Annotated in this window: 23 protein-coding genes and 3 riboswitches; of the genes, 16 read left to right on the plus strand and 7 right to left on the minus strand. The window is 71.1% G+C overall.

Going from position 1 to position 23167, the window contains the following annotated elements:
* Nucleotides 1-2: 2 nt before the first annotated feature.
* Entirely contained in the window at nucleotides 3-1427 is a 1425-nt protein-coding gene (gene merA / locus BJZ21_RS05700; RefSeq protein WP_139624258.1) for a mercury(II) reductase, read from the minus strand.
* 103 nt (nucleotides 1428-1530) lie between these two features.
* Here merA and BJZ21_RS05705 point away from each other — a divergent pair, with 103 nt between their 5' ends.
* The 8 genes from BJZ21_RS05705 to bluB all read left to right on the plus strand — a co-directional run bounded on the left by BJZ21_RS05705 (nucleotide 1531) and on the right by bluB (nucleotide 8346).
* Nucleotides 1531-1920, plus strand: coding sequence for a heavy metal-responsive transcriptional regulator (locus tag BJZ21_RS05705; RefSeq protein WP_139624259.1), 390 nt, complete (start codon nucleotides 1531-1533; stop codon nucleotides 1918-1920).
* Between the two features lie 70 nt (nucleotides 1921-1990).
* A complete protein-coding gene (locus tag BJZ21_RS05710; protein ID WP_139624260.1) occupies nucleotides 1991-2326 on the plus strand; it encodes an ArsR/SmtB family transcription factor in 336 nt (111 codons plus the stop codon).
* Nucleotides 2326-3063: a cation diffusion facilitator family transporter gene (locus BJZ21_RS05715; RefSeq protein ID WP_139624261.1), complete on the plus strand. Its 738-nt coding sequence runs from the start codon at nucleotides 2326-2328 to the stop codon at nucleotides 3061-3063. Before BJZ21_RS05710 ends, BJZ21_RS05715 begins: the two co-directional genes overlap by 1 nt.
* A gap of 598 nt (nucleotides 3064-3661) precedes the next feature.
* A riboswitch (cobalamin riboswitch) is annotated at nucleotides 3662-3845 on the plus strand.
* Nucleotides 3846-3901: 56 nt separating this feature from the next.
* Nucleotides 3902-4747 carry a nitrite reductase gene (locus BJZ21_RS05720; RefSeq protein WP_343051974.1) on the plus strand — a complete coding sequence of 282 codons (846 nt, stop codon included), beginning with the start codon at nucleotides 3902-3904 and terminating at the stop codon, nucleotides 4745-4747.
* The gene (locus BJZ21_RS05725) at nucleotides 4744-5409 is read left to right on the plus strand and encodes a precorrin-8X methylmutase (RefSeq protein WP_179662861.1); all 666 of its coding nucleotides are present in this window, start codon (nucleotides 4744-4746) and stop codon (nucleotides 5407-5409) included. Before BJZ21_RS05720 ends, BJZ21_RS05725 begins: the two co-directional genes overlap by 4 nt.
* Nucleotides 5406-6935 carry a precorrin-3B C(17)-methyltransferase gene (cobJ, locus tag BJZ21_RS05730; protein WP_179662862.1) on the plus strand — a complete coding sequence of 510 codons (1530 nt, stop codon included), beginning with the start codon at nucleotides 5406-5408 and terminating at the stop codon, nucleotides 6933-6935. Before BJZ21_RS05725 ends, cobJ begins: the two co-directional genes overlap by 4 nt.
* Nucleotides 6932-7705 carry a precorrin-4 C(11)-methyltransferase gene (gene cobM, locus BJZ21_RS05735; protein ID WP_179662863.1) on the plus strand — a complete coding sequence of 258 codons (774 nt, stop codon included), beginning with the start codon at nucleotides 6932-6934 and terminating at the stop codon, nucleotides 7703-7705. Before cobJ ends, cobM begins: the two co-directional genes overlap by 4 nt.
* Nucleotides 7705-8346, plus strand: a complete 642-nt coding sequence (bluB, locus tag BJZ21_RS05740) for a 5,6-dimethylbenzimidazole synthase (RefSeq protein WP_179662864.1) — start codon at nucleotides 7705-7707, stop codon at nucleotides 8344-8346. The genes cobM and bluB overlap by 1 nt, the downstream gene beginning before the upstream one ends.
* Here the strand turns inward: bluB and cbiE are convergent.
* On the minus strand, nucleotides 8321-9532 hold the full coding sequence (cbiE, locus tag BJZ21_RS05745) for a precorrin-6y C5,15-methyltransferase (decarboxylating) subunit CbiE (RefSeq protein WP_179662865.1): 1212 nt from the start codon (nucleotides 9530-9532) through the stop codon (nucleotides 8321-8323). The genes bluB and cbiE overlap by 26 nt on opposite strands.
* A 56-nt stretch (nucleotides 9533-9588) precedes the next feature.
* A riboswitch (cobalamin riboswitch) is annotated at nucleotides 9589-9735 on the plus strand.
* A 29-nt stretch (nucleotides 9736-9764) separates the two neighbouring features.
* Here cbiE and BJZ21_RS05750 point away from each other — a divergent pair.
* The 8 genes from BJZ21_RS05750 (at nucleotide 9765) to BJZ21_RS05780 (ending at nucleotide 18991) form a co-directional block, all read left to right on the plus strand.
* A complete protein-coding gene (locus tag BJZ21_RS05750; RefSeq protein WP_179662866.1) occupies nucleotides 9765-11834 on the plus strand; it encodes a VWA domain-containing protein in 2070 nt (689 codons plus the stop codon).
* Entirely contained in the window at nucleotides 11834-12448 is a 615-nt protein-coding gene (gene cobO / locus BJZ21_RS20820) for a cob(I)yrinic acid a,c-diamide adenosyltransferase (protein WP_246298455.1), read from the plus strand. The genes BJZ21_RS05750 and cobO overlap by 1 nt, the downstream gene beginning before the upstream one ends.
* On the plus strand, nucleotides 12442-14874 hold the full coding sequence (gene cobBC / locus BJZ21_RS05755) for a bifunctional hydrogenobyrinic acid a,c-diamide synthase/histidinol phosphate aminotransferase CobBC (protein ID WP_343051977.1): 2433 nt from the start codon (nucleotides 12442-12444) through the stop codon (nucleotides 14872-14874). Before cobO ends, cobBC begins: the two co-directional genes overlap by 7 nt.
* An 8-nt stretch (nucleotides 14875-14882) precedes the next feature.
* Nucleotides 14883-15923, plus strand: coding sequence for a nicotinate-nucleotide--dimethylbenzimidazole phosphoribosyltransferase (gene cobT, locus BJZ21_RS05760; RefSeq protein WP_179662869.1), 1041 nt, complete (start codon nucleotides 14883-14885; stop codon nucleotides 15921-15923).
* Nucleotides 15923-16690, plus strand: coding sequence for an adenosylcobinamide-GDP ribazoletransferase (locus BJZ21_RS05765; RefSeq protein WP_179665533.1), 768 nt, complete (start codon nucleotides 15923-15925; stop codon nucleotides 16688-16690). Before cobT ends, BJZ21_RS05765 begins: the two co-directional genes overlap by 1 nt.
* Entirely contained in the window at nucleotides 16687-17646 is a 960-nt protein-coding gene (locus tag BJZ21_RS05770; protein ID WP_179662870.1) for a cobalamin biosynthesis protein, read from the plus strand. Before BJZ21_RS05765 ends, BJZ21_RS05770 begins: the two co-directional genes overlap by 4 nt.
* Nucleotides 17629-17778: riboswitch (adenosylcobalamin (AdoCbl) riboswitch) on the plus strand. (Overlaps the previous gene by 18 nt.)
* Nucleotide 17779: 1 nt before the next feature.
* A complete protein-coding gene (locus tag BJZ21_RS05775) occupies nucleotides 17780-17998 on the plus strand; it encodes a CbtB domain-containing protein (RefSeq protein ID WP_179662872.1) in 219 nt (72 codons plus the stop codon).
* 165 nt (nucleotides 17999-18163) lie between these two features.
* The gene (locus tag BJZ21_RS05780; protein WP_179662874.1) at nucleotides 18164-18991 is read left to right on the plus strand and encodes a CbtA family protein; all 828 of its coding nucleotides are present in this window, start codon (nucleotides 18164-18166) and stop codon (nucleotides 18989-18991) included.
* Nucleotides 18992-19028: 37 nt separating this feature from the next.
* Here BJZ21_RS05780 and BJZ21_RS05785 read toward each other — a convergent pair whose 3' ends face one another.
* The 5 genes from BJZ21_RS05785 to cobF are packed head-to-tail and all read right to left on the minus strand — an operon-like array spanning nucleotide 19029 to nucleotide 23167.
* Nucleotides 19029-19682 (minus strand): (2Fe-2S) ferredoxin domain-containing protein, encoded by a 654-nt coding sequence (locus BJZ21_RS05785; RefSeq protein ID WP_246298456.1) that lies wholly within the window; start codon nucleotides 19680-19682, stop codon nucleotides 19029-19031.
* A 32-nt stretch (nucleotides 19683-19714) separates the two neighbouring features.
* Entirely contained in the window at nucleotides 19715-20236 is a 522-nt protein-coding gene (locus BJZ21_RS05790; RefSeq protein ID WP_179662876.1) for a bifunctional adenosylcobinamide kinase/adenosylcobinamide-phosphate guanylyltransferase, read from the minus strand.
* The gene (locus tag BJZ21_RS05795; RefSeq protein ID WP_179662877.1) at nucleotides 20233-20967 is read right to left on the minus strand and encodes a cobalt-precorrin-6A reductase; all 735 of its coding nucleotides are present in this window, start codon (nucleotides 20965-20967) and stop codon (nucleotides 20233-20235) included. The genes BJZ21_RS05790 and BJZ21_RS05795 overlap by 4 nt, the downstream gene beginning before the upstream one ends.
* Nucleotides 20964-22442, minus strand: a complete 1479-nt coding sequence (locus tag BJZ21_RS05800) for a cobyric acid synthase (protein WP_179662878.1) — start codon at nucleotides 22440-22442, stop codon at nucleotides 20964-20966. The genes BJZ21_RS05795 and BJZ21_RS05800 overlap by 4 nt, the downstream gene beginning before the upstream one ends.
* Nucleotides 22439-23167: a precorrin-6A synthase (deacetylating) gene (cobF, locus tag BJZ21_RS05805; protein ID WP_179662879.1), complete on the minus strand. Its 729-nt coding sequence runs from the start codon at nucleotides 23165-23167 to the stop codon at nucleotides 22439-22441. Before cobF ends, BJZ21_RS05800 begins: the two co-directional genes overlap by 4 nt.

A 23167-nucleotide genomic window follows, 5' to 3' on the forward strand; every position in this document is an offset into this window, starting at 1 on the left:
TTTCAGGCGCAGCAGGACAGTTTCGAGACGTCGGCGGTGAAGGACTTGGCGACGATCCGGATGCCTTCGGCCATGGTCAGGTAGGGCGCCCAGGCGTCGGCGACCTCGGCGATGGTCTTGCCGAGGATGTGCACACCGGCGGCTGCGAGCTCGCCGGCGTCCTTCGCGACCGCGGTCAGGCCGAGGATCTCGCCGGTGTCGGCATTGGCGACCATCTTGATGAAGCCGCGGGTGTCGCGGTTGACCAACGCGCGGGTCACATAGGTCAGCGGCAGAACCCGGCAGTCGCAGCGGATCCCTGCGGCGACGACGTCCTCCTCGGTCAGCCCGACCGCACCGATCGCGGGGCTGGTGAAGGTCACCCGGGGGAGCCTGGTGTAGTCGACCGACCGGTCCGCGGCGGCGAAGGCGTTCTCGGCGACCATCGTGCCGTGGTGAGCGGCGACATAGACGAACTCCGGGTGCCCGGTGACGTCACCGGCGGCCCAGATCCGCGGGTTGGAAGACTGCATCTGGTCGGTGACCACGATCTCCCCGGACTCGCCGGTCTTGACCTCCACCGCGTCGAGGTTGAGCCGGTCGGTGACCGGGCGGCGGCCCAGAGCGACCAGGATCTCGTCCGCGCGGAACTCCTGCTCGCCCCCGGAGATCTCGGCGCGGACGACGACCTGCCCGGTCCCCGCGTCGCGAGCCACGTGGACAGGCGTGGCGCGGCGAACCACCCGGATGCCCTCATCGGCGAACACCTCCTGCAGCGCCTGGGAGACCTCCGGCTCCTCCTTCGACGCCAGCCGCGAGCGCACCAGCAGGGTGACCTTCGCTCCGAGACGGGCGAAGAGCTGCGCCTGCTCCAGCGCCACGTAGCCGCCACCGAGCACCAGCAGTGACTCGGGGACCTCGGCCAGCTCCATTGCGGTCGTCGACGTCAGATACCCGACGTCGTCGAGACCATCGATGGGCGGAGCCCAGGCGCGCGCGCCGGTCGCAACAAGGTAGTGCGCGGCCTCGATCACCTCGACCGTTCCGTCGGTGCCGGTGACCTCCAGGAGGGGGGACTCCGGAGTGCCGGCGAAGATGGCCTCACCACGTCGGACCTTCCACCCGTAGGAGTCCGCGACGTCGACGTACTTCTCACCCCGCAGCGCCTCGACGAGGTCCTCCTTCCCTGCGATCAGGGCGGGCATGTCCACCGCGCCCGCGTCGGTCGCGATGCCCGGGAACCGGTCGCCAGCGTCGGCCGCGACGTGCCGGGCCTCGGCCGCCGCGATCAGCGCCTTGGACGGCACGCAGCCCGTGTTCACACAGGTGCCGCCGAACGTGCCGCGCTCGATCATCACAACGGACTTGCCGATCGTCGTGGCCCGGATGGCGGCGGCGAATGCCCCGCCACCCGACCCGATCACTGCCAGATCAAACTTCGACTGCATCCCGATTCCTCCCCGACGGTTGGGAAACGCTCCTGATGTGCTCAGAATGGACCTTCCAGTAAGGTGGAAGGTCAAGTGAGACCTGCGACACAAGGGAGTCGGGATGCGGATCGGGGAGCTCGCCGAGGCATCGGGAACCACTGCCAAGACGCTGAGGTTCTACGAGGAGCAGGGGCTGCTGCCAGCCGCCGAGCGCACCCCGGCTGGCTACCGCGACTACACCCCCGACGCCGTCGGGCGCATCGACTTCATCCACCGCGGCCAGGCTGCCGGGCTCACCCTTGCCCAGGTCCGCCAGATCCTCGACATACGTGACGACGGACAGGCGCCCTGCGGACACGTGCAGGACCTGCTCGACTCTCGACTGGCAGACCTCGACGAGCAGATCGCGCAGCTCGTCGCGCTCCGAGAGACCATCACTCAGCTCCGCGACCAGGCAGCCACGGTCGAACCGGAGACCTGCAGCCCCGACCAGGTCTGCCGCTACCTGTAGCCGAATCGCACAAAGCCACGGCGAGAGTTCACGTAACTCTGAATACAGCGTCTGATGTATTCTCGCCTTCATGAGTGCCACCACCGCCGCTTCACTCGACGCGCTCGCCCGGTTCGGGCACGCCCTGTCCGACGCCACCCGGTCCCGGATCCTCATGGCGCTGAGCGAGGCTCCGTCCTACCCGGCCGACCTGGCGGACGCCTTGGGGGTGACCCGGCAGTCGATGTCGAACCACCTCGCGTGCCTGCGCGGCTGCGGGCTGGTCGTGGCGGTCCCTGAGGGGCGGCGCACCCGCTACGAGCTTGCCGACGCGCGTCTCGGGCATGCCCTGGCCGACCTGCACCAGGTCATCCTCGTCACCGACCCGGACGCATGCGCTGACGCCGATGAGCAAGGGTGCTGTTGATGAGCACCGAGCTGCCCGTTCACTCCATCGACACGACGGCTTCGGTCGCGCCCGCTGGCCTGCACGGTCCGGCGCCGAGCCCCGAGCACAAGGCGCTGTTGATCAGCCGCGTCCGGTTCCTGGTCGCCTTCACCATCGCCTACAACGTCATCGAAGCCGTCGTCGCCCTGACCGCCGGCTCGATCGCCGGGTCGGCCGCACTCCTTGGATTCGGCCTCGACTCGGTCATCGAGGTCTCCTCGGCGCTCGCCGTCGCGTGGCAGTTCGCAGGCGGCGACCACGAGGCCCGCGAGAAGGTCGCGCTCCGGGTCATCGCGTTCTCGTTCTTCGGGCTCGCGGCGTTCGTGACCTACGACGCCGGCAGCAGCCTGATCACGGGACACGCCGCCGAACACTCGTCGCTCGGCATCGGGATCGCCGCGCTGAGCCTGCTGGTCATGCCGGTCGCTTCGTTGATCCAGCGCCGCACCGGCAACGAACTCGGCTCCCACTCCGCGGTCGCGGACTCCAAGCAGACCCTGCTGTGCACGTACATGTCTGCCGCACTGCTGCTGGGGCTCGTGGCGAACAGCGTCCTGGGCTGGTGGTGGGCCGACTCGACCGCGGCACTGTTCATCGCCGCTCTTGCGGTCCGCGAGGGCATCAACGCTAGGCGCGGCGACCTGTGCTGCTCCCCGGCCGAGGTCTTCTTCGACCACGACCACGATGGCTGCGAGACAGGCTGCGACTGCTGCTGAGTCAAGGAGCAGGGATTCGAGCTGTGTCCGAAAACGGTCCACATTGGGCCGGTACCACTCCGTGTTAGACGGGTATCCTGAGACAGGAAGCGAGGGCGAATCCCTCACCACACCGAGCGAATCGGTAGCTTCCGGCTTGAGACCACAGTAGTTGCGACGCCTCCGACGGCGCCCAGAGGTCGCAGGTTCAAATCCTGCCCCCGCTACTGAAAACTGGCCCGTGACCTGCGGAAACGCAGGTCACGGGCCACTGGTCATTTGAACCATTACGGCTTGTGTCGCCCTTTCGTGACCCAGAAACCCCGTTGGTCGCGAAGCGAGGCGCGGCCCGACGGGGCCCGAGTGACGACGCGGTCCATAGCCAGCGAACCGAGGCGTGACCGGAATGGCGCCGATGTCCCGGGCCGTTGGAGGCGCGGCGGACTTAGCCCGCGCGGGATCAGATGTCGTAGTTCTCGTTGGCTCTCGTTGTCTTCCAACCTCTTCCATTGCCTGGTCAGAGCGGTCCCGGCGATGGCCGATCCGCACACTGACAGCCCTGCAGCAAGCGGGGCGGAGGTCTCCGCGGGTTCGCCCTATCGGTCGCGTGAGTGGGAGGCGCTAGTGTGTGGGCGCCAGTCGTACTCCACTCGTGGAGTCAGGGAACCCGGTGAGATTCCGGGACTGACGCGCAGCGGTGAGGGTGACGGGCGAGGCAACACGCCACTGGAGCGATGCTCTGGGAAGGTGCCTCGCACCGGTTGATCCCGAGTCCGAAGACCTGCTGGCACTGGTGACAACCGTCGCCAGGTCGTACGTGGACTCCGCGACAGGGTCCCTGACCAGATAGGTCCTGGCAGTGTCAGCCTCCCGCACTCGCGCCGACCGGTGTCCTGGCGCCCTCCGGCCGTGGCGGGCTGCGGACGGCCTTCTCGTACGGCTTCGGCTGATCGGGGGCAGGGTTCCCGCGAGAGCGCTGAGGTCGCTCGTCGAGGTCGCTGAGGAGTACGGCGACGGACGCGTGCACACGACGTCGCGGGCGAATCTTCAGGTGCGCGCCTTCCCCGGCTTCGAAGGCCGGTTGTCATCCGAGGCGCTCGCCGCCCTCGAGCGAACGGGCCTCCTGCCGAGCAGGACCCATGAACTGGTCCGCAATGTGATGGTGTCGCCGCAAACCGGTTTGGCCGGGGGTCGCGCCGACCTCCGAGCGGTTGCACGTGAGCTGGACGACCGGTTGTGCGCTGACCCGGATCTCGCGGCCCTGTCGGGCCGGTTCCTGTTCGTGCTCGACGACGGACGCGGCGATCTACTGGCTCGCAGCTGCGACCTGGGGCTGGTCGCGCTGGACTCGACCTGGGCTCAGCTACGGATCGGGACCGGGTGGGGGGCGACCGTGGAGCTCGCGGAGGCGGCAGGGCGGATCGCGGAGCTGGCGCATGAGTTCGTCGTACGCCGAGGGCGCGGGCCGGGAGCGGCCTGGCACGTGTCGGAGCTGGCCGAGGCCCTCGCCGTACAGAGAGCGTCCGATCCAGGCCTCCCTGACCCGGCGGAACCGTTGCCATTCGGGGCAGTGCCCGGTGGGCGTCATGTCGAGGTTTCCGAGACCGGTCTCGACCAACAGGTCATCGAAGACCTGACCGCAGCAGTTGATCACGTGATTGTCACACCGTGGCGTGGCGTGCTCATTCCCGAGGAGAGCAGATGACCAACCTGCGCAGGCCAACGCGCCACTACGAGTACGTCGACTCCGGACCCGCCATCTATGTCGACTCCTTCGCCACCATCCGGCGAGAGGCCGACCTGCGGGCCGTGCCGGCCGATGCCGAGAAGCTCGCCGTCCGCATGATCCACGGCAGCGGGCAGGTCGACCTCGCTGATGACTTGATCGTGCATCCGCAGATGGTGTCGACTGCCCGGGCCGCGCTGGAGTCGGGCGCGCCGATCCTGTGCGATGCGACCATGGTCGCGACCGGCGTCACCCGGAGCCGACTGCCGAAGGACAACGACGTCGTCTGCCTGCTCAACGACCCGCGGGTGCCCGGGCTGGCCCGCGAGTGGCGTACCACCCGTACCGCCGCCGCCGTCTCACTGTGGAGGCCGCGACTAGACGGTGCCGTTGTCGCCATCGGCAACGCTCCGACTGCACTGTTCCACCTACTGGAGATGATTCTCGACGGGGGCCCACGACCCGCGGCGATCGTGGGCTGCCCGGTCGGCTTCATCGGTGCTGCCGAGTCCAAGCAGGCTCTCGTGGACCTCCACGCCGAGCACGGCATCGACATCCCCTACGCGACCGTCCGCGGCCGTCGCGGTGGATCGGCGATGACCTCGTCAGCACTCAACGCTCTCGCGCAGGAGGCAGAATGACCGGCCGTTTCACGGTTGTCGGCATCGGCCCCGGCGACCCGGAGCTCATGACGCTGAGAGCCGCTCGGATCATCGGCGCGTCCGACGTCGTCGCGTACCACGCTGGCGTGAAGAAGAAGTCCCACGCACGCCGCATCGCCGACGGCGTCATTCCGGCCGACGCCATCGAGGAGGAGCTGCGCTACCCGGTCACCACCGGCACCACGGACCACCCCGGTGGGTATGTCGGGGCGATGGCCGACTTCTACGAGTCCTGCGCGGTGCGGCTCTCGGATCACCTCGACGCCGGTCGCGACGTGGTTCTGCTCTCGGAGGGCGATCCCCTCTTCTACGGCTCGTCGATGTACCTCCACGACCGGTTCAAGGAGATCTACCCGACCGAGGTGGTGCCGGGCGTGCCCGCCTTCGCGGCGGCGACAGCGGCGATCTCTGGTAGCTCTGGCCCGCTGGTTCGACAGACAGACGTCCTGACCGTCCTCCCCGGAACCCTGCCCGAGCCGGAGCTTGCGAGACGGCTGGCGGACACGGAAGCCGCCGTCATCATGAAGCTCGGCCGGACGTTTCCGGCCGTGCGCTCAGCGCTGGCGCAGGCCGGGCGGCTCGAGGGCGCTTGGTACGTCGAGCGGGCGTCGCAGTCCGAGGAGCGGTGGCTGCCCGTCGCCGAGGTCGACCCGGACTCCGTGCCCTACTTCTCCCTGATCGTCGTCCCCGGCGACACGGCCAACCGGCCGACCGCTGACCGGCTGCGCGCTCGCGACGCGGAGCCCAGTGGATCCGCCGCGACACACGACGGGCGGACCGCTGAACTCCTGGTCGTCGGCCTCGGTCCCGGCCCCGACCACTGGCTCACGCCAGAAGCCTCGGCGGCGTTGGGCGAGGTCGACCACGTGGTCGGCTACGCCCCGTACGTGGCTCGCGTCCCGCCGCGTGCCGGACTGACCCGCCACGCGTCGGGCAACACCGTCGAGGTCGACCGGGCTCGTGTCGCGCTCGACCTGGCCAAAGCGGGGGAGAGGGTCGCGGTCGTCTCAGGCGGCGACGCTGGCGTCTTCGGGATGGCAGCAGCCGTCTTCGAGGCGGCCGAGGACCCGGCGTACGCGGGCGTGCCGATCCGGGTGCTGCCAGGGGTCAGCGCCGTGCAGGCGGTGGCCGCCCGTGCCGGTGCGCCCATCGGGGCAGACTTCGCCGTCGTCTCGCTCTCCGACAGGCTCAAGGCGTGGGAGGTCGTGGAACGGCGCCTCCGCGCCATCGCCGACGCCGACCTCGTGCTAGCGATCTACAACCCGGCCTCCCGCTCCCGGACCGAGCAGATAGCCACCGCCCACCGTGTCCTGCTGGAACACCGCAAGCCAGAGACCGTCGTCATCGTCGGGCGCGACATCGGGCGCGACGAGGAGTCGCTGACAGTCACGACGCTGGCCGACCTGGACCCGGAGACGATCGACATGAAGTGCCTGCTGATCGTGGGTGCCGAGAGCACGCGGGTGAGCCGCGCCGGCGTGTGGACGCCGAGGTACGTGCGGTGAGTGCTGCCGTCCACTTCGTCGGCGCCGGACCGGGCGCGGCCGACCTGCTGACCGTGCGCGCGACGCACCTGCTGGCGCAGGCGGACCTGGTGCTCTATCCCGGCACCTACCTCGATCCCGACGTGCTCGCCCACGTCGGCCCGAGCGCAGAGCTCGTCGACACCCATGACCTCGACCTCGACACGATGGTCGCGTGGATGGTCGGCGCAGCTGGCGCGGGGCAGACGGTGGTGCGATTGACGTCCGGCGACCCGTCTCTCTATTCCGCGCTGCACGAGCAGACCCGCCGGCTCGATGCTGCCGGGGTTGCCTGGTCGGTGACGCCCGGGGTGCCCGCCTATGCTGCCGCTGCTGCGCTGGTCGGGAGCGAGCTGACGGTGCCGCTGGTGGCGCAGTCGGTGGTGCTGACCCGCACCCAGGCCCGCTCTACCGCGATGCCGGAGTCCGAGTCGCTGGCGGCGTTCGCTGCGACCCGCTCGACGCTCGTGCTGCATCTGGCGATCACGCGAGTGCGGGCGCTGATGGCCGAGGTCGAACCGGAGTACGGCGAGGACTGCCCGGTGGCCGTCGTCTACCGCGCCAGCCAGCCCGGGGAGCAGGTGCTGCGTGGCACGGTGGCGACCATCTCGGAGGTGGTGGAGGCGGCAGGGCTGCGCCAGGCGGCCGTGATCCTGGTCGGCTGGGCGCTGGCCCGCGAGGGCGGCGAGTCTTATCTCTACGACGCGGCCCGCGACCGGAGCTCGAAGCGACGCGGCGATCGGGGGCTCTGATGGAGCTCTACGACGTCATCAACCGTCGTCGTGACACTCGCCGAGAATTCACAGGTGAGCCGTTGGCCGCCGAGGTGCTGGAGCGGCTGCTGTCGGCGGCTCACTGTGCACCGAGTGTCGGGATGAGCCAACCGTGGGACTTCGTGCTGGTCCGCTCGCCGGACGCGCTCAGCGCTTTCGCCGACCACGTCGCGCTCGAGCGGGACACGTTCGCGGCGACGCTCAGCGGTGAGCGCGCCGAGACGTTCTCGCGGATCAAGGTCGAAGGGATCCGCGAGTCGCGGCTCGGGATCGTGGTCGGCTACGACCCGACCCGCGGCGGGCCGAGGGTGCTCGGGCGGCATGCCATCGCCGACGCCGGGCTCTACTCGGTGGTCTGCGCCATCCAGAACCTCTGGCTCGCCGCGACCGCCGAGGGCCTCGGGGTGGGGTGGGTCAGTTTCTACCGCGAGGAGTTCCTGCGCGACCTCGTCGGCATGCCGGAGCACGTACGGCCGGTGGCGTGGCTCTGCGTCGGCGCCGTCTCGGAGCTACCGGACGTGCCTGACCTGGAGCGCTACGGCTGGCGGCACCGCTCGCCGTTGGCGAGCGTCCTGCATGAGGAGAGGTACGGCGTCAGCGCGTCAGTGCCCACTGCGTGACGGTACGGGCCGGGGTCCACCCGGTGAAGGCGCCGACCGGTGCACTGGTCTCGACCGAGACTCGGGTCAGCTCGCCGCCGTGCTTCCGGTAGAGCCGACCGAGCAGCATCTCGGTCTCGAGCGTCACGCCGTGCACGACCAGCCGGCCGGCCCGTCGCAGCGCCGTCAGGCAGGCGTCGATCACCCCGTCGCGGGTGGCGCCGCCGCCGACGAAGATGGCGTCCGGCGGGCGGAGCCCGGCGAGCGCGCCGGGGGCCCGTCCGTGCACGACCTCAAGCCCCGGCACACCGAGACTCGTGGCGTTGCGGCTGATCCGCGCAGCACGGTCGGCGTCCGCCTCGACCGCCGTCGTCGTGCAGGACGGGTGGGCGCGCATCCACTCGATCCCGACCGAGCCGGCTCCGGCGCCGACATCCCACAGGTGCTCGCCCGGGGTCGGGGAGAGCCGGGCGAGAGCGCTGGCGCGCAGGTCGCGCTTGGTGAGCTGGCCGTCGTGCTCGAAGGCGTCGTCGGGCAGACCGGCGACCCAGCCGCCGAGGCTCGGGCCGACGCAGTCAATCGCGACGACGTTGAGCCGAGGGAGGTCGAACTCCTTGCCGGTGAGGATGACGGCCTTGTCGAACAGGAAAGAGCTCTGCTCGCGTCCGCCCAGGTCGCCGAGGACGGTGAGCTCACTGTCGCCGTACCCCTCCGCGACCAGCAGCGCCGCCACATCCCTCGGCGTGTGTTCATCGGACGAGAGGACCAGGATCCGACGGCCAGGGGCGAGCTCGCGGCGCACCAGCGCGACGTCGCGACCCACCACGCTCACGACCGCATGGCTCTCCGCCGACCAGCGCATCGCCGCCCGTGCGAGGGCGACTGAGGAGATCCCCGGGACGACGGTCACCTCGTCAGGCCCGAGCAGGTGCATGAAGGTCGTGGCGATCCCCGACACCAGCGGGTCGCCGGACGCCAGGGCGACGACATGCCCGCCTGCCGCCTCGTCCGCCAGGGACGCGAGCAGCGCCGGCAACCGGTCACGCAGCGGAGAGGGCCAGGGCTCGCGGCGCTGCCCCGGCACGTCGGGCAGGAGGTCGAGGTGCCGGCGCCCACCGAGCACCACGCGGGCTCGCTCGACCCAGGCCCGGCCGACCTCCGACACACCGTCCCAGCCGTCGGCGCCGATACCCACCACAGTGATCACGCGAGCAGACGCTATCGTGAGCCCCGCAAGGCGAGAGGTGCCCCAACGGCCCAGCCATCGGAAACGGTGGGGACGGCGGACGGGGAGAATCTGGGAAGCCGGTGAGATTCCGGCACAGGCCCGCTGCGGTGAACCGAGCCTCCACTCATGAGTTGAGCGGAGGACTCGGCAAGTCCGAAGACCGGCCTCCCGCCCGACCAGTCACTGCTGGCGAACAGAGCGGGAGCCTCACATGCCACAGCACTACCCATTTTCAGCCGTCCTCGGTTGCGAGACCGACGCCCTGGACGACATGGGCCTCGCGCTCGTCCTCACGACGATCTCGCCGGAGATCGGTGGCGTGCTCGTGCGGGGCGAGAAGGGCACCGCGAAGTCGACGACGGTGCGGGCGCTGGCCGCCGTGCTGCCGCCCATCGATGTGTACGCGGGCGACAGGTTCTCCGTGGACCCTGCCGACCCGGCAGCCACGTCGCCCGACGGCCCGTTCGGCACCGAGACGGAGACCATCGTCCGTCCGGTGCGGCTCGTCGAACTACCCGTTGGCGCGACCGAGGACCGAGTCCTCGGCTCCCTACACCTCGAGCGGGCGCTGTCACACGGCAAGGTGGAGTACGAGCCCGGACTGCTCGCGAGAGCACACCGCGGCATCCTCTACGTCGACGAGGTCAACCTGCTGCACGACCACCTCGTCGACCTGCTCCTCGATGCCGCGGCGATGGGTCAGGTCACCGTCGAGCGCGACGGCGTCTCGGTCGAGCACGCGGCCCGGTTCGTGCTGATCGGCACGATGAACCCCGAGGAGGGGGAACTGCGTCCACAGCTGCTGGACCGCTTCGGGCTCACCGTCGAGGTTGCCGCCCCCCGGGAGCCGGCGCTACGCGCCGAGGTCGTGCGGCGCCGGATGGCCTACGACGCCGATCCGGTCGCGTTCACCGCGCGCTACCGCGACGCGGACCGCGCCCTGACCGAGCGAGTCGAGACCGCCCGCGAGCGTCTTGCCAAGGTGCGGCTCACCGAGTCTGCGCTCATGAAGATCGCCGAAGTCTGTGCCACGTTCGAGGTCGACGGGCTTCGCGCCGACATCGTCACCGCCCGCACCGCGGTCGCCCACGCCGCCTGGGAGGGTCGCGACGAGGTCACCCGCGCCGATATCCGACGCGCCGCGCTGCTGGCGCTGCCGCACCGGCGCCGCCGCAACCCCTTCGATGCTCCCGGTCTCGACGATGACCTACTCGACCAGGTCCTGGGCGGCGACGACGAGCTACCGCCCGAGCCGCCGGAGGGTCCGGCCCCCGATGAGCCGCAGAGCCCACCCGAGGACGACACACCAGATCAGGCGCAGGCTGCCGGACCGCGGGACGAGGCCGGTGAGGGCGACAGTGATCAGGCGCCGACCGACGACACTCTGGCGGAGACTCCGGCCGAGTCTGACGTCGAGCAGCCGATGACGCCTCCCGCAGGCACCGAGGCCGGTTCGACGGTTCGTGCCACCGCGCCGTACCGACCGCGACTGCTGAAGGTGCACGGGCTCGGCGAGGGCGCGGCCGGACGACGCAGCCGAGCCCTCGCGAGCACCGGTCGCCGCGTCGGCGCCCGGCTGCCGGACGGGCCCACCGGCTCGCTCCACCTGGTGGAGACCCTGCTGGCGGCCGCTGGCAAGCAGTCCTCGCGCGGCCGCACGACCGGACGCGTGGAGCTGCGCAACGAGGACCTCCGGGTCGCCGTGCGGGAGGGTCGGGAGGCCAATCTTGTGCTCTTCTGCGTTGACGCCTCCGGCTCTATGGCCGCGCGTAAGCGGATGTCCCAGGTGAAGACCGCGATCCTCTCGCTGCTGCTCGACGCCTACCGCCGCCGTGACAAGGTCGGCCTGGTCACCTTCCGAGGCGCCGAGGCGACGGTCGCGCTGCCGCCCACACGCTCCGTCGACATCGCTGCAGCGCGGCTCGACGAAGTTCCGGCAGGGGGACGTACGCCGCTGGCCGAAGGGCTGCTCGAAGCCGCTCGCGTGCTGACCCGCGAGCGAATGCGCGATCCACGACTGCGACCACTCCTGGTCCTGGTCACGGACGGTCGCGCGACGGGCGGAAAAGACGCTGTCGCGCGGTCACAGCAGGCTGCGGAGTACGTCGCCGGGCTCGGCGTGACGACGGTCGTCATCGACGGCGAGAGCGGCCCCCTGCGTCTTGGCCTCGCACTGCGACTCGCCGAGCTGCTGCGTGCCGAACACCTCCCCGTGGCCGAGGTCAGTGCTGAGGCGCTGGCCGGCACGGTCCGATCCCGCACGCAGAAGGGAGCGGCCTGATGCCCCAGGGCAAGCCCGCCGTCGTCCCCGACGACGGCCTGACGACGAAGCAGCGTCGCAACCGACCACTGCTGGTGGTGCACACCGGCGACGGCAAGGGGAAGTCCACCGCCGCCTTCGGGCTCGCGCTCCGCGGGTGGAACCAGGGCTGGAAGATCGGTGTCTTCCAGTTCGTGAAGTCGGCCAAATGGCGCATCGGCGAGCAGACCGTTCTGGAGCGACTGGGCCGGCTGCACGAGGAGACGGGCGAGGGCGGCCCGGTCGAGTGGCACAAGATGGGTTCCGGCTGGTCGTGGACCCGAAAGCAGGGTGACGCCGAAGACCACGAGACCGCGGCTCTGCAGGGATGGCAGGAGATCAAGCGCCGCCTGGCCGACGAGAGCCACGACCTGCTGATCCTCGACGAGTTCACCTACCCGATGAAGTGGGGCTGGGTGGACGTCCAGGACGTCGTAGAGACGCTGACCAACCGCCCGGGCTTCCAGCACGTGATCATCACGGGCCGCAATGCCGATCCCCTACTCGTCGAGGCTGCCGACCTAGTCACGGAGATGAGCAAGGTCAAGCATCCGATGGACGTCGGCCAGAAGGGCCAGAGGGGCATCGAGTGGTAGCCCTGCCCCGGCTCGTCGTTGCAGCACCGTCGACCGGACAGGGGAAGACCACGATCGCCACCGGCCTGATGGCGGCACTGCGGATCGCCGGCCACGAGGTGAGCGGCCACAAGGTCGGTCCGGACTACATCGACCCCGGCTACCACGCCTTGGCGACCGGCCGCCCCGGCCGCAACCTCGACCCGCACCTCGTGGGCGAGGAGCGGCTCGTCCCGATGTTGCTGCACGGTGCGTCCGGCGCGGACATCGCGGTGATCGAGGGCGTCATGGGCCTGTACGACGGACGACTGGGCACCGACGGATTCGCCTCCACCGCGCACGTCGCCACCCTCACCCGGACGCCAGTAGTGCTCGTGATCGACGTCGCCAAGCTGTCCCGCTCCGCGGGGGCGATCGCCCTCGGCATGGCGACGTTCGACGCCGGAGTCCGGGTGGCCGGTGTCGTCCTCAACCAGGCGGGATCGGACCGCAACACCGCCGAGATCATCGGCTCGCTCGAGCAAACGGGCCTGCCGGTCCTTGGCGTGATGCCGCGCGACGTCCGGCTCTCCACACCCTCACGCCACCTGGGGCTCGTCCCCGCCGCCGAACGGGACGGTTCCATCCGGATGATCGAACAGCTCGGGGAGCAGGTGGCCCGCCACCTGGACCTCGACGCGATCCTCGAGGTCGCCCGCTCGGCGCCGCATCTGGACGCCGAGTCGTGGAGCCCCGCACGAGAGGTGATGTCGGTCGGCGCCAGCGACCACCGGCCAGTCGTCGCGATGGCCGGCGGGCGCGCCTTCACGTTCCGCTACGCGGAGACCGAAGAGCTCCTGACCGCTGCCGGCTGCGAGGTCGTCACCTTCGATCCGCTCGTCGATCCGGCCCTTCCGGCTGGCACGCAGGGCATCTACCTCGGCGGCGGGTTCCCCGAGGTGTACGCCGCCGAGCTCGCCGCCAACCGTGGTCTGCTGGACGATCTGCGTAGCGCCGTGGCAGCCGGGATCCCGACGGTCGCCGAGTGCGCCGGGTTGCTCTACCTGGCCGAGTCGCTCGACGGCGCACCCATGGCGGGCATCCTCCCGGCCACGGCTGCGATGGCAGGGCGGCTCGTGCTGCGTTACCCGGCTTCGGTCGCCGCGACCGATTCGCTCCTCACCAAGGCAGGGGAGGAGGTCACCGGCCATGAGTTCCACCGCACCCGTACCTCCCCGGCGGCCGGCGAGAGCGCGGCCTGGGCGATCGACCACGAACCAGTCGGCTATGCCAGCGGGAACCTCCACGCGTCGTACCTCCACGTCCATTGGGCCGGCCACCCTCAGCTCGCCCAGCGGTTCGCCGACGCCGTCTACGCCGCGCCGATGCACGTGGTCTCGCCCGCTCCGCCTGCGGTGCCCGTCACGCGACCCCGTGACCGTGTGGCCGACCCTTTGCGCCATCACGGCGACGTCGAGACGGGGGAGGGGCTCTTGGACTTCGCCGTCAACGTCTACGACGGCGGCCGGCCGGCCTGGTTGGAGCGCGCCCTGCGCGAGAGCCTCACCGCGGCGGCGGCGTACCCCGACGCCGAGCCGGCCCGCGCCGCGATCGCCCAGCGGCACGGCCGAGAGCTCGAGGAGGTCCTTCCGACCGCCGGCGCCGCGGAGGCGTTCACGTTGATCGCCCAGCTGCGCCCATGGCGGCGCCCCGTCGTCGTACACCCCCAGTTCACCGAGCCGCATGCGGCGCTGGAGCAGGCCGGACACACCGTGACGACGGTCCTGTGCCGACCGGAGAATGGCTTCGCGCTCGACCCCGACGCGATCCCTGATGACGCCGACCTCGTCGTCATCGGCAATCCCACCAATCCGACCGGTGTCCTGCACCTGGAAGACACGCTCCGCCGACTGCGCCGACGCGGCCGTCTCGTCGTGGTCGACGAGGCGTTCATGGACGCGGTGCCCGGCGAGACCGGCTCCCTGGCCCGCGAGCGACTCAGGGACTTGGTGGTCGTCCGGAGTCTCACCAAGCACTGGTCCATCCCGGGCATCCGTGCCGGCTACGTCGTCGGCGACCGCGCCCATGTCCGCTGGTTGGCCGACCGGCAAACGCCCTGGTCGGTCTCGGCACCGGCCATTGCCGCAACGATCGCGTGCACCAGCCGGACAGCGACCCCCGAGGTCCGCGAGCGTGCGGCCACGCTGGCGCGTTGGCGCGACTTCCTCGAAGGCGGTCTTCGCGGACGCGGGATTGACTACGCGCCATCGGCGGCGCCCTTCGTCCTGGCGCGGCTGGGACGGGGCGCTCATGCGGCGCTGAGGGAGCGCGGCGTCGCTGTACGCCGGGCCGACACGTTCCCGGGGCTCGACTCCACTTGGGTCCGCATCGCCGTGCGTCCACCGGGGATGACGAACCAGTTCTTCACCGCGCTCGACGCGGTCCGCCTTCTCCAGCCCACCTTGTGAGGTCCGCCATGCCCTACGTCTCCGCCCCGTCCGACATCGCCCGCGATCATGCGGCCAAGCGCTTGGCCGCGCTGGCCACCCCGCCCGGTGCCCTCGGCCGCCTCGGCGAGCTGGGCATCTGGCTCGCGTCCTGCCAGGGCCATGTACCTCCGAAGCCGGTGAATGACGTCCGGCTGGTCATCTTTGCCGGCGACCATGGCGTCGCCTCGCACGGTGTCTCCGCGTTCCCGCCCGCGATCACCGGTGCGATGGTCCGCACCTTCCTAGCCGGCAAGGCGGCTGTGAATGCCTTGGCAGCCACCCACGGCGTCGCGGTCCGCGTGCTAGACCTCGGTGTCGACGACGACTTCGCCGATCTCGACGAGGCGACTCGCGCGGCGCTGACCGTCCACAAAGTCCGTCGGTCCAGCGGCGCCATTCATCTCGAGGACGCGCTCACGCCGGAGCAGACCCGGCAGGCCCTCGACGCAGGGGCGGCGATCGCGCGAGAGGAGATCCGGGCCGGTGCTCAGCTGCTCCTCGGCGGAGACATGGGCATCGGCAACACCACGCCCGCCGCGTCCCTGGTCGCCGCCGGCCTCGGGCTTCCCGCAGCCGAGGTGGTCGGGCGCGGCACGGGGATCGACGATGTCGCGCTTGCGCACAAGACCGAGGTGATCGACATCGCCCTCCAGCGTGCCGGCACCCGGGCCGGCGACCCGGTCGAGACACTGACAGCCTTGGGAAGCGCAGACTTGGCCGCCACCACCGGCTACCTCCTTGCCGCAGCCCAGGACGGCGTACCGGTGCTGCTCGACGGACTCATGAGCGTGGCCTGTGCCCTCACCGCCGACCGGATCGAGCCCGGCGCCGCCGCCTGGTACGCCGCCGGGCACCGCTCCACCGAGCCTGCCCAGTCCCTCGCGCTCGCCAAGATGGGCCGAGAACCGCTGCTCGACCTCGGCATGCGGCTGGGGGAGGGGGCAGGTGCTGTCGCGGCCGTTCCGGTGGTCCGCAGCGCCTCCGCCGTGCTCCGCGAGGTGGCGTTGCTGTCCGAGCTACGGGCGTGATGCTGCTCGACGCGTGGCGGCTGGCCCTCGGCACACTCACCGCTATCCCCGTCGCCCCACCGGCCCTCGTCGACCGACGCCGGGCCGGCATGGCCATGGTGCTCGCACCGCTGGCAGTCCTGCCGCTCGCGGTGGCGGTGACTCTGGTGGCCCTGGCCGGGCATGGCCTCGACGTGCCGATCCCCGTGGCGGCTCTGCTGGCGCTGGGCGCAACCATCCTCGGCAACCGCGCCTTCCACCTCGACGGGCTCTCCGACACCGTCGACGGCGTGGCGGCCTCCTACGACCGTGAGCGGTCATTGGCGGTGATGAAGAGCGGCACGTCGGGTCCGGCCGGCGTCGTGGCGGTGGTCCTGGTCCTCGGCCTGCAGGCCACAGGCCTGGTCGCAGTATTGGCCTCACCGCACCCTGTGCGCGCCGCCGTCCTCGCCGGCTGCGCGCTCTGCGTCTCCCGCGCCGCGCTCGCCACCTGCTGCGCCCGGGGCGTGCCGTCCGCACGACCCGGGGGACTCGGCGACACCTACACCGGCACCGTGGCCCGGCCGGTCGTCGTGCTCATGTGGCTGACGTGCGCCGCCGTTCTCTCGCTCGCCGGCGCTTGGTCCGGACTCACCTGGTGGCGCGGAGCGCTGGCCAGCGCGATGGCACTCGCCGTGGTCGCCGTCTTCGTCGCGCGAGCGGTGCGGCGGCTCGGCGGCGTCACCGGCGACGTCTTCGGCGCCGCGATCGAGCTGGCGCTCGCCGCCCTGCTGGTGGCCCTCTCGTGAGCGCCCGAGCCGTCGGTCTTCTGCTCGGGTTCGCCGCGGACCGCGTGCTCGGAGACCCGCAGCATCTCCATCCCGTTGCCGGCTTCGGCAACGCGGCCGCGGCGCTGGAGCGTCGGCTGTACGCCGACTCGCGGCCGCGGGGTGCGGCACACACGGCGGCACTCGTCGGGGCGGCGATCGTGGTGGGAGTCGTAGCGGAGCGGGCAGCGGCGCGGAACCCCGTCGCCCAGGCGGTGGCCACCGCGGTGGTGGCCTGGACGGTGCTCGGTGGGCGCTCGCTGGAGCGCGAGGCACTCGCGGTCGACGCGCTCCTGAGAGCAGGCGACCTCCCGGCCGCCCGTGAACGCCTCACCCATCTGGTGGGCCGCGACACCTCGGCGCTGGAGGAGTCGGAGGTCGCGCGCGCGGTCGTGGAGTCCGTCGCGGAGAACACCTCGGACGCCGTCGTTGCACCGCTGCTGTGCGGAGCCGTGGCCGGGATGCCCGGGCTGCTCGGCTACCGGGCGGCCAACACCCTCGACGCGATGGTCGGCCACCACAACGACCGCTATGAGCGGTTCGGCTGGGCCGCCGCCCGCTTCGACGATCTGGTCAACCTGCCCGGCTCGCGGATCGCCGGTGCCGCCACGCTCCTTGCCTCGCCAGGAACGGCGCGGTCCGCCGCCAAGGCATGGCGCCGTGACGCCGCCGCCCATCCCAGCCCCAACGCCGGAGTCGTCGAGGCCACTTTCGCCGGCGCTCTCGGCATCCGGCTGGGCGGCACGAACCGCTACTACGGCAGCCGGCTCGAGCACCGTTCCGTCATGGGCGACGGGCGCGCCGTACGACCCGAGGACATCGGTCGGGCCGCCCGACTCGCACGCAGGGTTGGCATCATCGGTGCGGTCGTGTCGGCATCCGGCGCGTTGCTCGTGGCTCGGCGCACAGCGGGCCGGAGTGCGATAGCATCCGGCTAACGGGCACGAGGAAGCCGGTGAGAATCCGGCACAGTCGCGCTACTGTGACATCGCCTCCGGGCGGTGGAGTCAGACCCGAGTGTCCGTCATCCATCCCATCGAACAGGGACGCACGTATCCCTGAGGAGGACACATGTCGCAGGTCTCTGCGGCGCCGGTCGCCGGCGCACCTTCCGTTCCCACCATCCCGTTCGGCCAGCTGGCGTCATGGGCGCTGTTCTTCGGTCTCCTCGGAACGCTGGTGCTCTTCTTCGTCAGCACCGACCAGGGTGCCGTCTCCCTCCTGTCCGGCACGGCCATCCACGAGTGGGTCCACGACGGACGCCACCTCCTCGGCTACCCCTGCCACTGAGCCTGATTCCGGCCCGGATCCAGGCCTGAGCCCGGGATCCCGGCCGAGCTCTGAGCGCTCTTCGGCGCGATAGCGACCCCGAACAAGCGCGGCGGGGCTGTTGACGACACTTCTCGCGCGCGGCGCCGGCGTCGGCGCCGCGCTGCTTCCTGAACGGAAACCAGCATGACCGCACGTGCATTTCTCATCCGTGGTCTGATCGCCGGCCTGGTTGCCGGCATCGCCACCTTCTTCGTCGCGTACTCGGTGGGGGAGCCCCACGTCGAGACTGCCATCGCCCTCGAGGAGTCAGGCACCGCCGCCGAGGAGGCGCCGACCGACGCGTCCCACGACCATGGCGACGAGGCCTCCGGAGGCCACAGCCACACGCACAGCCACTCTCACGGTGACGAGGGCGAGGATACCGAAGTCTCCCGGGACAACCAGCGGACCTGGGGCCTGCTCACCGGCAGCCTCGCCGTCGGACTCGCGCTCGGCGGCATCGTCGCCCTCGTCGCGGCCGGCACCATCGGCCGCATGGGCCGGCTCCAGCCCGGCCAGTCCACCGCCCTGATCACTCTGCTCGGCTTCGTCGCCTTCGCCCTGGTGCCGTTCCTGAAGTATCCGGCGAACCCGCCGGCGGTCGGAAGTGGTGACACCATCGGCGACAGGACTGCGCTCTACTTCGGCTTCGTGGCCGTCTCGGTCCTGACGGCCGTCGCCGCGACGTACGTCGCGCTGCGGCTGCGCAACCGCCTCGGCACCTACGGTGGCGTCGTCGCCGGTGCAGCCGGCTACCTGGCCGTCATGGCCGTCGCCGGCCAGCTCTTCGCCACCGTCAACGAGGTCGGCGACTTCCCGGCCGACACGCTCTGGTTCTTCCGCCGGGCGTCACTGTTCACGCTGGCCACGATGTGGGGCGTGATCGGCGTGGTGCTCACCGGACTGGTCGGTCGGCTCTACGCCGCGCACACGGCGCGGGCGCAGCGGCGCGCGCTCGCCGCGAGCCTCTGACGGCCCGCCCCGCGAACCAACCTGTCGGCTCCTGCGCTCAGCGCGGGAGCCGGCGGCTTTCCACGGGAGTGTCGGCCAGCAGGTGGTCGGACACGATCCGGCGGGCCGCGCCGGGATCGACGCCGCCGTACCAGACGTCGTCGGGCTGCACGCTGACGACCGGGGCCTGGTTGCAGGGGAACTGACAACCAGTGTGGGTGACCAGCACGTCATGGTCGCCGAGCCCGGCCTCCATCAGTCCGAGGATCAGCGCGCGGGCCGTCTCGTCGGATCCGCGGGCCGTGCACCGCGGGCCGCGGCAGATGAGCACCTGGCGCCGGTGGCGGGTCACGTCCTCCCAGGCGGTCGAGGTCAGGCCCGGCTCGGCGCCGGAGATCGGCTTCAGGTCGAACAGCGCGACCTCGATCTCCTCGATCGTAGAGGCCAGCCGGGTCGCAACCTCGATCACCGGCCGGTGCCCGGCGCGCTCGCGCCACCAGTGGGAGGCGATCCTCCGTAGCCATGACTGCCCAGGGGCGAGCGGGCCGAGGCTGATGCCGGCGAGGCTGATCGTGGTGGCGCCGGCGTCCGCGAGCCGGGTGAGCTCGCGCGAGAGCGATGGGTCGCCCATCTGCAAGAAGGCGACGCCCGCATGGTGGCGGTCGGCCGCCGCGAGCAGCTCGTCGCGACGGTCGACATCGGAGACGGACATGCCAACGAGAAGCAGCGCGGTGCCTGGCTGGGTCATAGCCGGATCACCCTGCCTGCGATCACCAGGTGCACCTCGTCGCAGGCCGCCGCGATGCGCTGGTTGACCAGTCCGAGCAGGTCCCGGAAGAGCCGACCGGACCGGTGCTCGGGGACGACGCCCAGGCCGACCTCGTTGGTGACGAGAACGGTGTCCTCTCCCTGGTCGCGAACAGCGAGGACGTCCGCTGTCTCCTGCGCCACGTGTCCGATCACGTCGGTGATCTCGTCCGCCGGCGCACCCCAGAGGCCACGCTCGTCGAGCACCGCCGTGAGCCACGTGCCCAGGCAATCGACCATGACGTGCCCGTCCGTGCGCGCGAGCACTCCGACGAGGTCGTGGGACTCGACAGTCGTCCAGTCGACAGGCCGCCGCGCCCGATGGACGGCGATCCGCGCGGCCCAGTCGGCGTCGTCCTGGACCGGCCCTGGGGCGAGGTAGGTGACCGGTCCGGTCAGGAGCGACTCCGCGTGACAGGACTTGCCGGAGCGGACTCCGCCGGTGACGAGCACTCTCACGACTGCTCCCTGACCCAGGCGACGGCATCGTCCACGTCGTGCACGATCGGCACCCCGACCGGGCACGCGGGACGCCGTACGACGACCACGGCGACGTCGAGCTCGGCTGCGGCCTGAATCTTGGGCCACGTGTAGCTGCCGCCTGAGTCCTTGGTGACGAGGACGTCGATGGCGTGCTGCCGCATCAGGGCGAGCTCGCCATCGAGGGTGTAGGGGCCACGGCTGGTCAGCAGCGACCACGCCTCGGGCAGGTCGAGGGCGGGACGGTCGACGACCCGGGCGAGCACGGCGTGGCCGGACAGCGCGGGGACGAAGCGAGCCAGCTCCTGGCGGCCGACTGTGAGGAACGGCCGCGCACCGAGAGAGGCAGCCAGCGTGCTCGCCCGTTCGTGGTCGTCGACGTAGTGCCACCTCGGGTCTGGCTCCCAACCGGGCCGCTCGAGCCGCAGCAGGGGGACGTCTTCGAGGCGACAGGCGGCTACGGCGTTGGCGCTCATGCCGAGGGCGAAGGGATGCGTCGCATCGACCACGGCGTCGTACTCGGCAAGCGCGGCCCGCAGACCCTCGACCCCGCCGAAGCCGCCGATGCGCACCCTCCCGACCGGCAGACGCGGCTCGGCAACCCGGCCGGCCAGGGAACTGGTCACCTCGATGCCGCTGTCGCGATCGTCGACGAGCCGGGCGGCGAGGTCGCGGGCCTCGCTGGTGCCTCCCAGGAGCAGCAGCCTCACGGGGAACCTCCTGGGGGTAGGACGGGCAGGCCGGCGGGTGTGCCGTCGCGGGCGAGTGTCAGCAGTGCGTCGACGTCGAGGTGCTCCTCGACCAAGTCGCCCAGCCGGTCGAGCCGGGCGTCGCGGGCGGCACCGAAGCTCACCGCGGACGGCTCTCGGCCCAACAGCTCGGACAACAGCGCACCCCGCAGCGCGTCGCCCTCGAGGCTGCCGTGCCACATCGTGCCGAAGACCTTGCCCGCACGGGCTCCGCCGAGGAACTCCTCGCCACCGCCGCGGGTGACCCGGCCGTGGTGGATCTCGTAGCCCGAGGCAGGTGCGCCCAGGGCGGCGCCGGCGGGCAATCGCAGCACCTTCTCGGCGGCGAAGTCGGTGCGGACGTCGAGCAGCCCCAGCCCCTCGACCTCGGCACCCGGCACGCCCTCGACACCGGAAGGGTCGCTGATGGTGCGACCGAGCATCTGGAAACCGCCGCAGATGCCGAGCACCGGGCGACCTCGGCGGGCGTGGTCGAGGATCGCGGCGTCCAGGCCCCGTGCGCGCAGCCAGGCCAGGTCGCTGATCGTCGAGCGGGTCCCCGGCACCACGAGCAGATCGGCATCGGCGACGTCGCGGGGATTGGAGACGAAGACGACGTCGAGGTCGGGCTCCAACCCGAGCGCGTCGACATCGGTGAAGTTGCTGATCCGCGGCAACCGCACGACCGCGATCCGGAAGGCGGCCTCACCGCGCGAGCGACGACCCTCGAGGTCGAGAGCGTCCTCGGAGTCCAGCCACAGGCTCGGATCCCACGGCAGCACGCCAAACACCCGACGGCCCGTCAGCCGCTCCATGGAGCCCAGGCCGGGGGAGAGGAGCGCCAGTTCGCCACGGAACTTGTTGACCACGAAGCCCGCCACCAGTCGCTGGTCCTTCGGGTTCAGGAGCGCGACCGTGCCGTACATCGCCGCGAAGACGCCGCCCCGGTCGATGTCGCCCACAACCACCGTCGGCAGCGATGCGTGCCGGGCCAGCCCCATGTTGACGTAGTCGCCGGCGCGCAGGTTGATCTCCGCCGGGCTCCCTGCTCCCTCGGCCACGACCACGTCGAAACGCGCCGCCAGGTCGTCGTACGCGGTGTGTGCGGCCGTGGCCAGGTGACGTCGGCCGGTCTCCCAGTCCGCCGACGAGACCTCGCCCGCGGGGTGGCCCATGAGCACGACGTGGCTGCGCCTGTCGCTGCCGGGCTTGAGCAGCACCGGGTTCATCGCCGGTTCCGGGGCAACGCGGGCAGCCAGTGCCTGGACCCATTGTGCCCGGCCGATCTCGGCGGTCGTGCCGTCGCCGGCGGAGCAGACCATCGAGTTGTTCGACATGTTCTGGGCCTTGTACGGCGCCACCTTCACGCCGCGCCGCGCGAAGGCTCGGCACAGGCCGGTGGTAACGACCGACTTGCCCGCGTCGGACGTCGTCCCGGCGACCAGGAGACCGCTCACGGCTGCGCCTCCCGAGCCCGCAGCAGATAGACGTCCATCACCCAGCCGGCCGCTGTCTTCGCACGCTCGCGCGCCGCTTCGAGCGACGGCAGCACGTCGGCGACCCGCCCCGCGACGAGCTCCTCAGAGTCGGTGCCGAGGTTGGCACCCCACCAGATCGAGCAGTCGTCGAGGCCGGCCAGGTCGAGGGTGCCGGTCAGCATGACGCACAGGTTGGTCTGGCCGGCGGCAAGGTCCTCGCGGAGCCGGCGGCCGGTGGTGATGTGGACGGGCTGCCCGACAGGGTGCAGCACGATCCGATGGCGGGCGGCCAACAGCTGCGGTGCGCTGATGCCCGGCAGCACGTCGTACTCGACCGGCATCCGCTCGGCCAGCCGGTCCACGACCCGGATCGTCGAGTCGTACAGCGAGGGATCGCCCCACACGAGGAACGCCGCCGTGCCACCCCGCTCGCGCAGGACCCGCTCGTAGGCCGCCACCCGAGCCTCGTGCCAGTCCTGCACCGCCGTGGCGTAGTCGGCCCGATCCGTCCGATCCCGCTCGGGATCGGGGACCGCGACCACCTCGAGACGATGCTCGGCCGCAATGGCTCGGCGGACCGAGAGCAGGCCGTCGTCCTCGCGCTTCTCGGCGGCGAGGACGTAGTCACACGACCGGAGCGCGTCGGCCACCTCCGGGGTGATGTGCTGCGGCCCCATGCCGACGCCGAGAACGCGGACCCTCAC

Source organism: Nocardioides panaciterrulae, from assembly GCF_013409645.1.
Lineage (GTDB): Bacteria > Actinomycetota > Actinomycetes > Propionibacteriales > Nocardioidaceae > Nocardioides > Nocardioides panaciterrulae.

Excerpts from the sequence above, each read along its gene's own strand:
- merA (WP_139624258.1), bottom strand. The coding sequence starts at position 1,427 with ATGCAGTCGAAGTTTGATCTGGCAGTGATCGGGTCGGGTGGCGGGGCA.
- BJZ21_RS05705 (WP_139624259.1), top strand. The coding sequence starts at position 1,531 with ATGCGGATCGGGGAGCTCGCCGAGGCATCGGGAACCACTGCCAAGACG.
- BJZ21_RS05710 (WP_139624260.1), top strand. The coding sequence starts at position 1,991 with ATGAGTGCCACCACCGCCGCTTCACTCGACGCGCTCGCCCGGTTCGGG.
- BJZ21_RS05715 (WP_139624261.1), top strand. The coding sequence starts at position 2,326 with ATGAGCACCGAGCTGCCCGTTCACTCCATCGACACGACGGCTTCGGTC.
- BJZ21_RS05725 (WP_179662861.1), top strand. The coding sequence starts at position 4,744 with ATGACCAACCTGCGCAGGCCAACGCGCCACTACGAGTACGTCGACTCC.
- cobJ (WP_179662862.1), top strand. The coding sequence starts at position 5,406 with ATGACCGGCCGTTTCACGGTTGTCGGCATCGGCCCCGGCGACCCGGAG.
- bluB (WP_179662864.1), top strand. The coding sequence starts at position 7,705 with ATGGAGCTCTACGACGTCATCAACCGTCGTCGTGACACTCGCCGAGAA.
- BJZ21_RS05750 (WP_179662866.1), top strand. The coding sequence starts at position 9,765 with ATGCCACAGCACTACCCATTTTCAGCCGTCCTCGGTTGCGAGACCGAC.
- cobO (WP_246298455.1), top strand. The coding sequence starts at position 11,834 with ATGCCCCAGGGCAAGCCCGCCGTCGTCCCCGACGACGGCCTGACGACG.
- cobT (WP_179662869.1), top strand. The coding sequence starts at position 14,883 with ATGCCCTACGTCTCCGCCCCGTCCGACATCGCCCGCGATCATGCGGCC.
- BJZ21_RS05765 (WP_179665533.1), top strand. The coding sequence starts at position 15,923 with ATGCTGCTCGACGCGTGGCGGCTGGCCCTCGGCACACTCACCGCTATC.
- BJZ21_RS05775 (WP_179662872.1), top strand. The coding sequence starts at position 17,780 with ATGTCGCAGGTCTCTGCGGCGCCGGTCGCCGGCGCACCTTCCGTTCCC.
- BJZ21_RS05780 (WP_179662874.1), top strand. The coding sequence starts at position 18,164 with ATGACCGCACGTGCATTTCTCATCCGTGGTCTGATCGCCGGCCTGGTT.
- BJZ21_RS05785 (WP_246298456.1), bottom strand. The coding sequence starts at position 19,682 with ATGTCCGTCTCCGATGTCGACCGTCGCGACGAGCTGCTCGCGGCGGCC.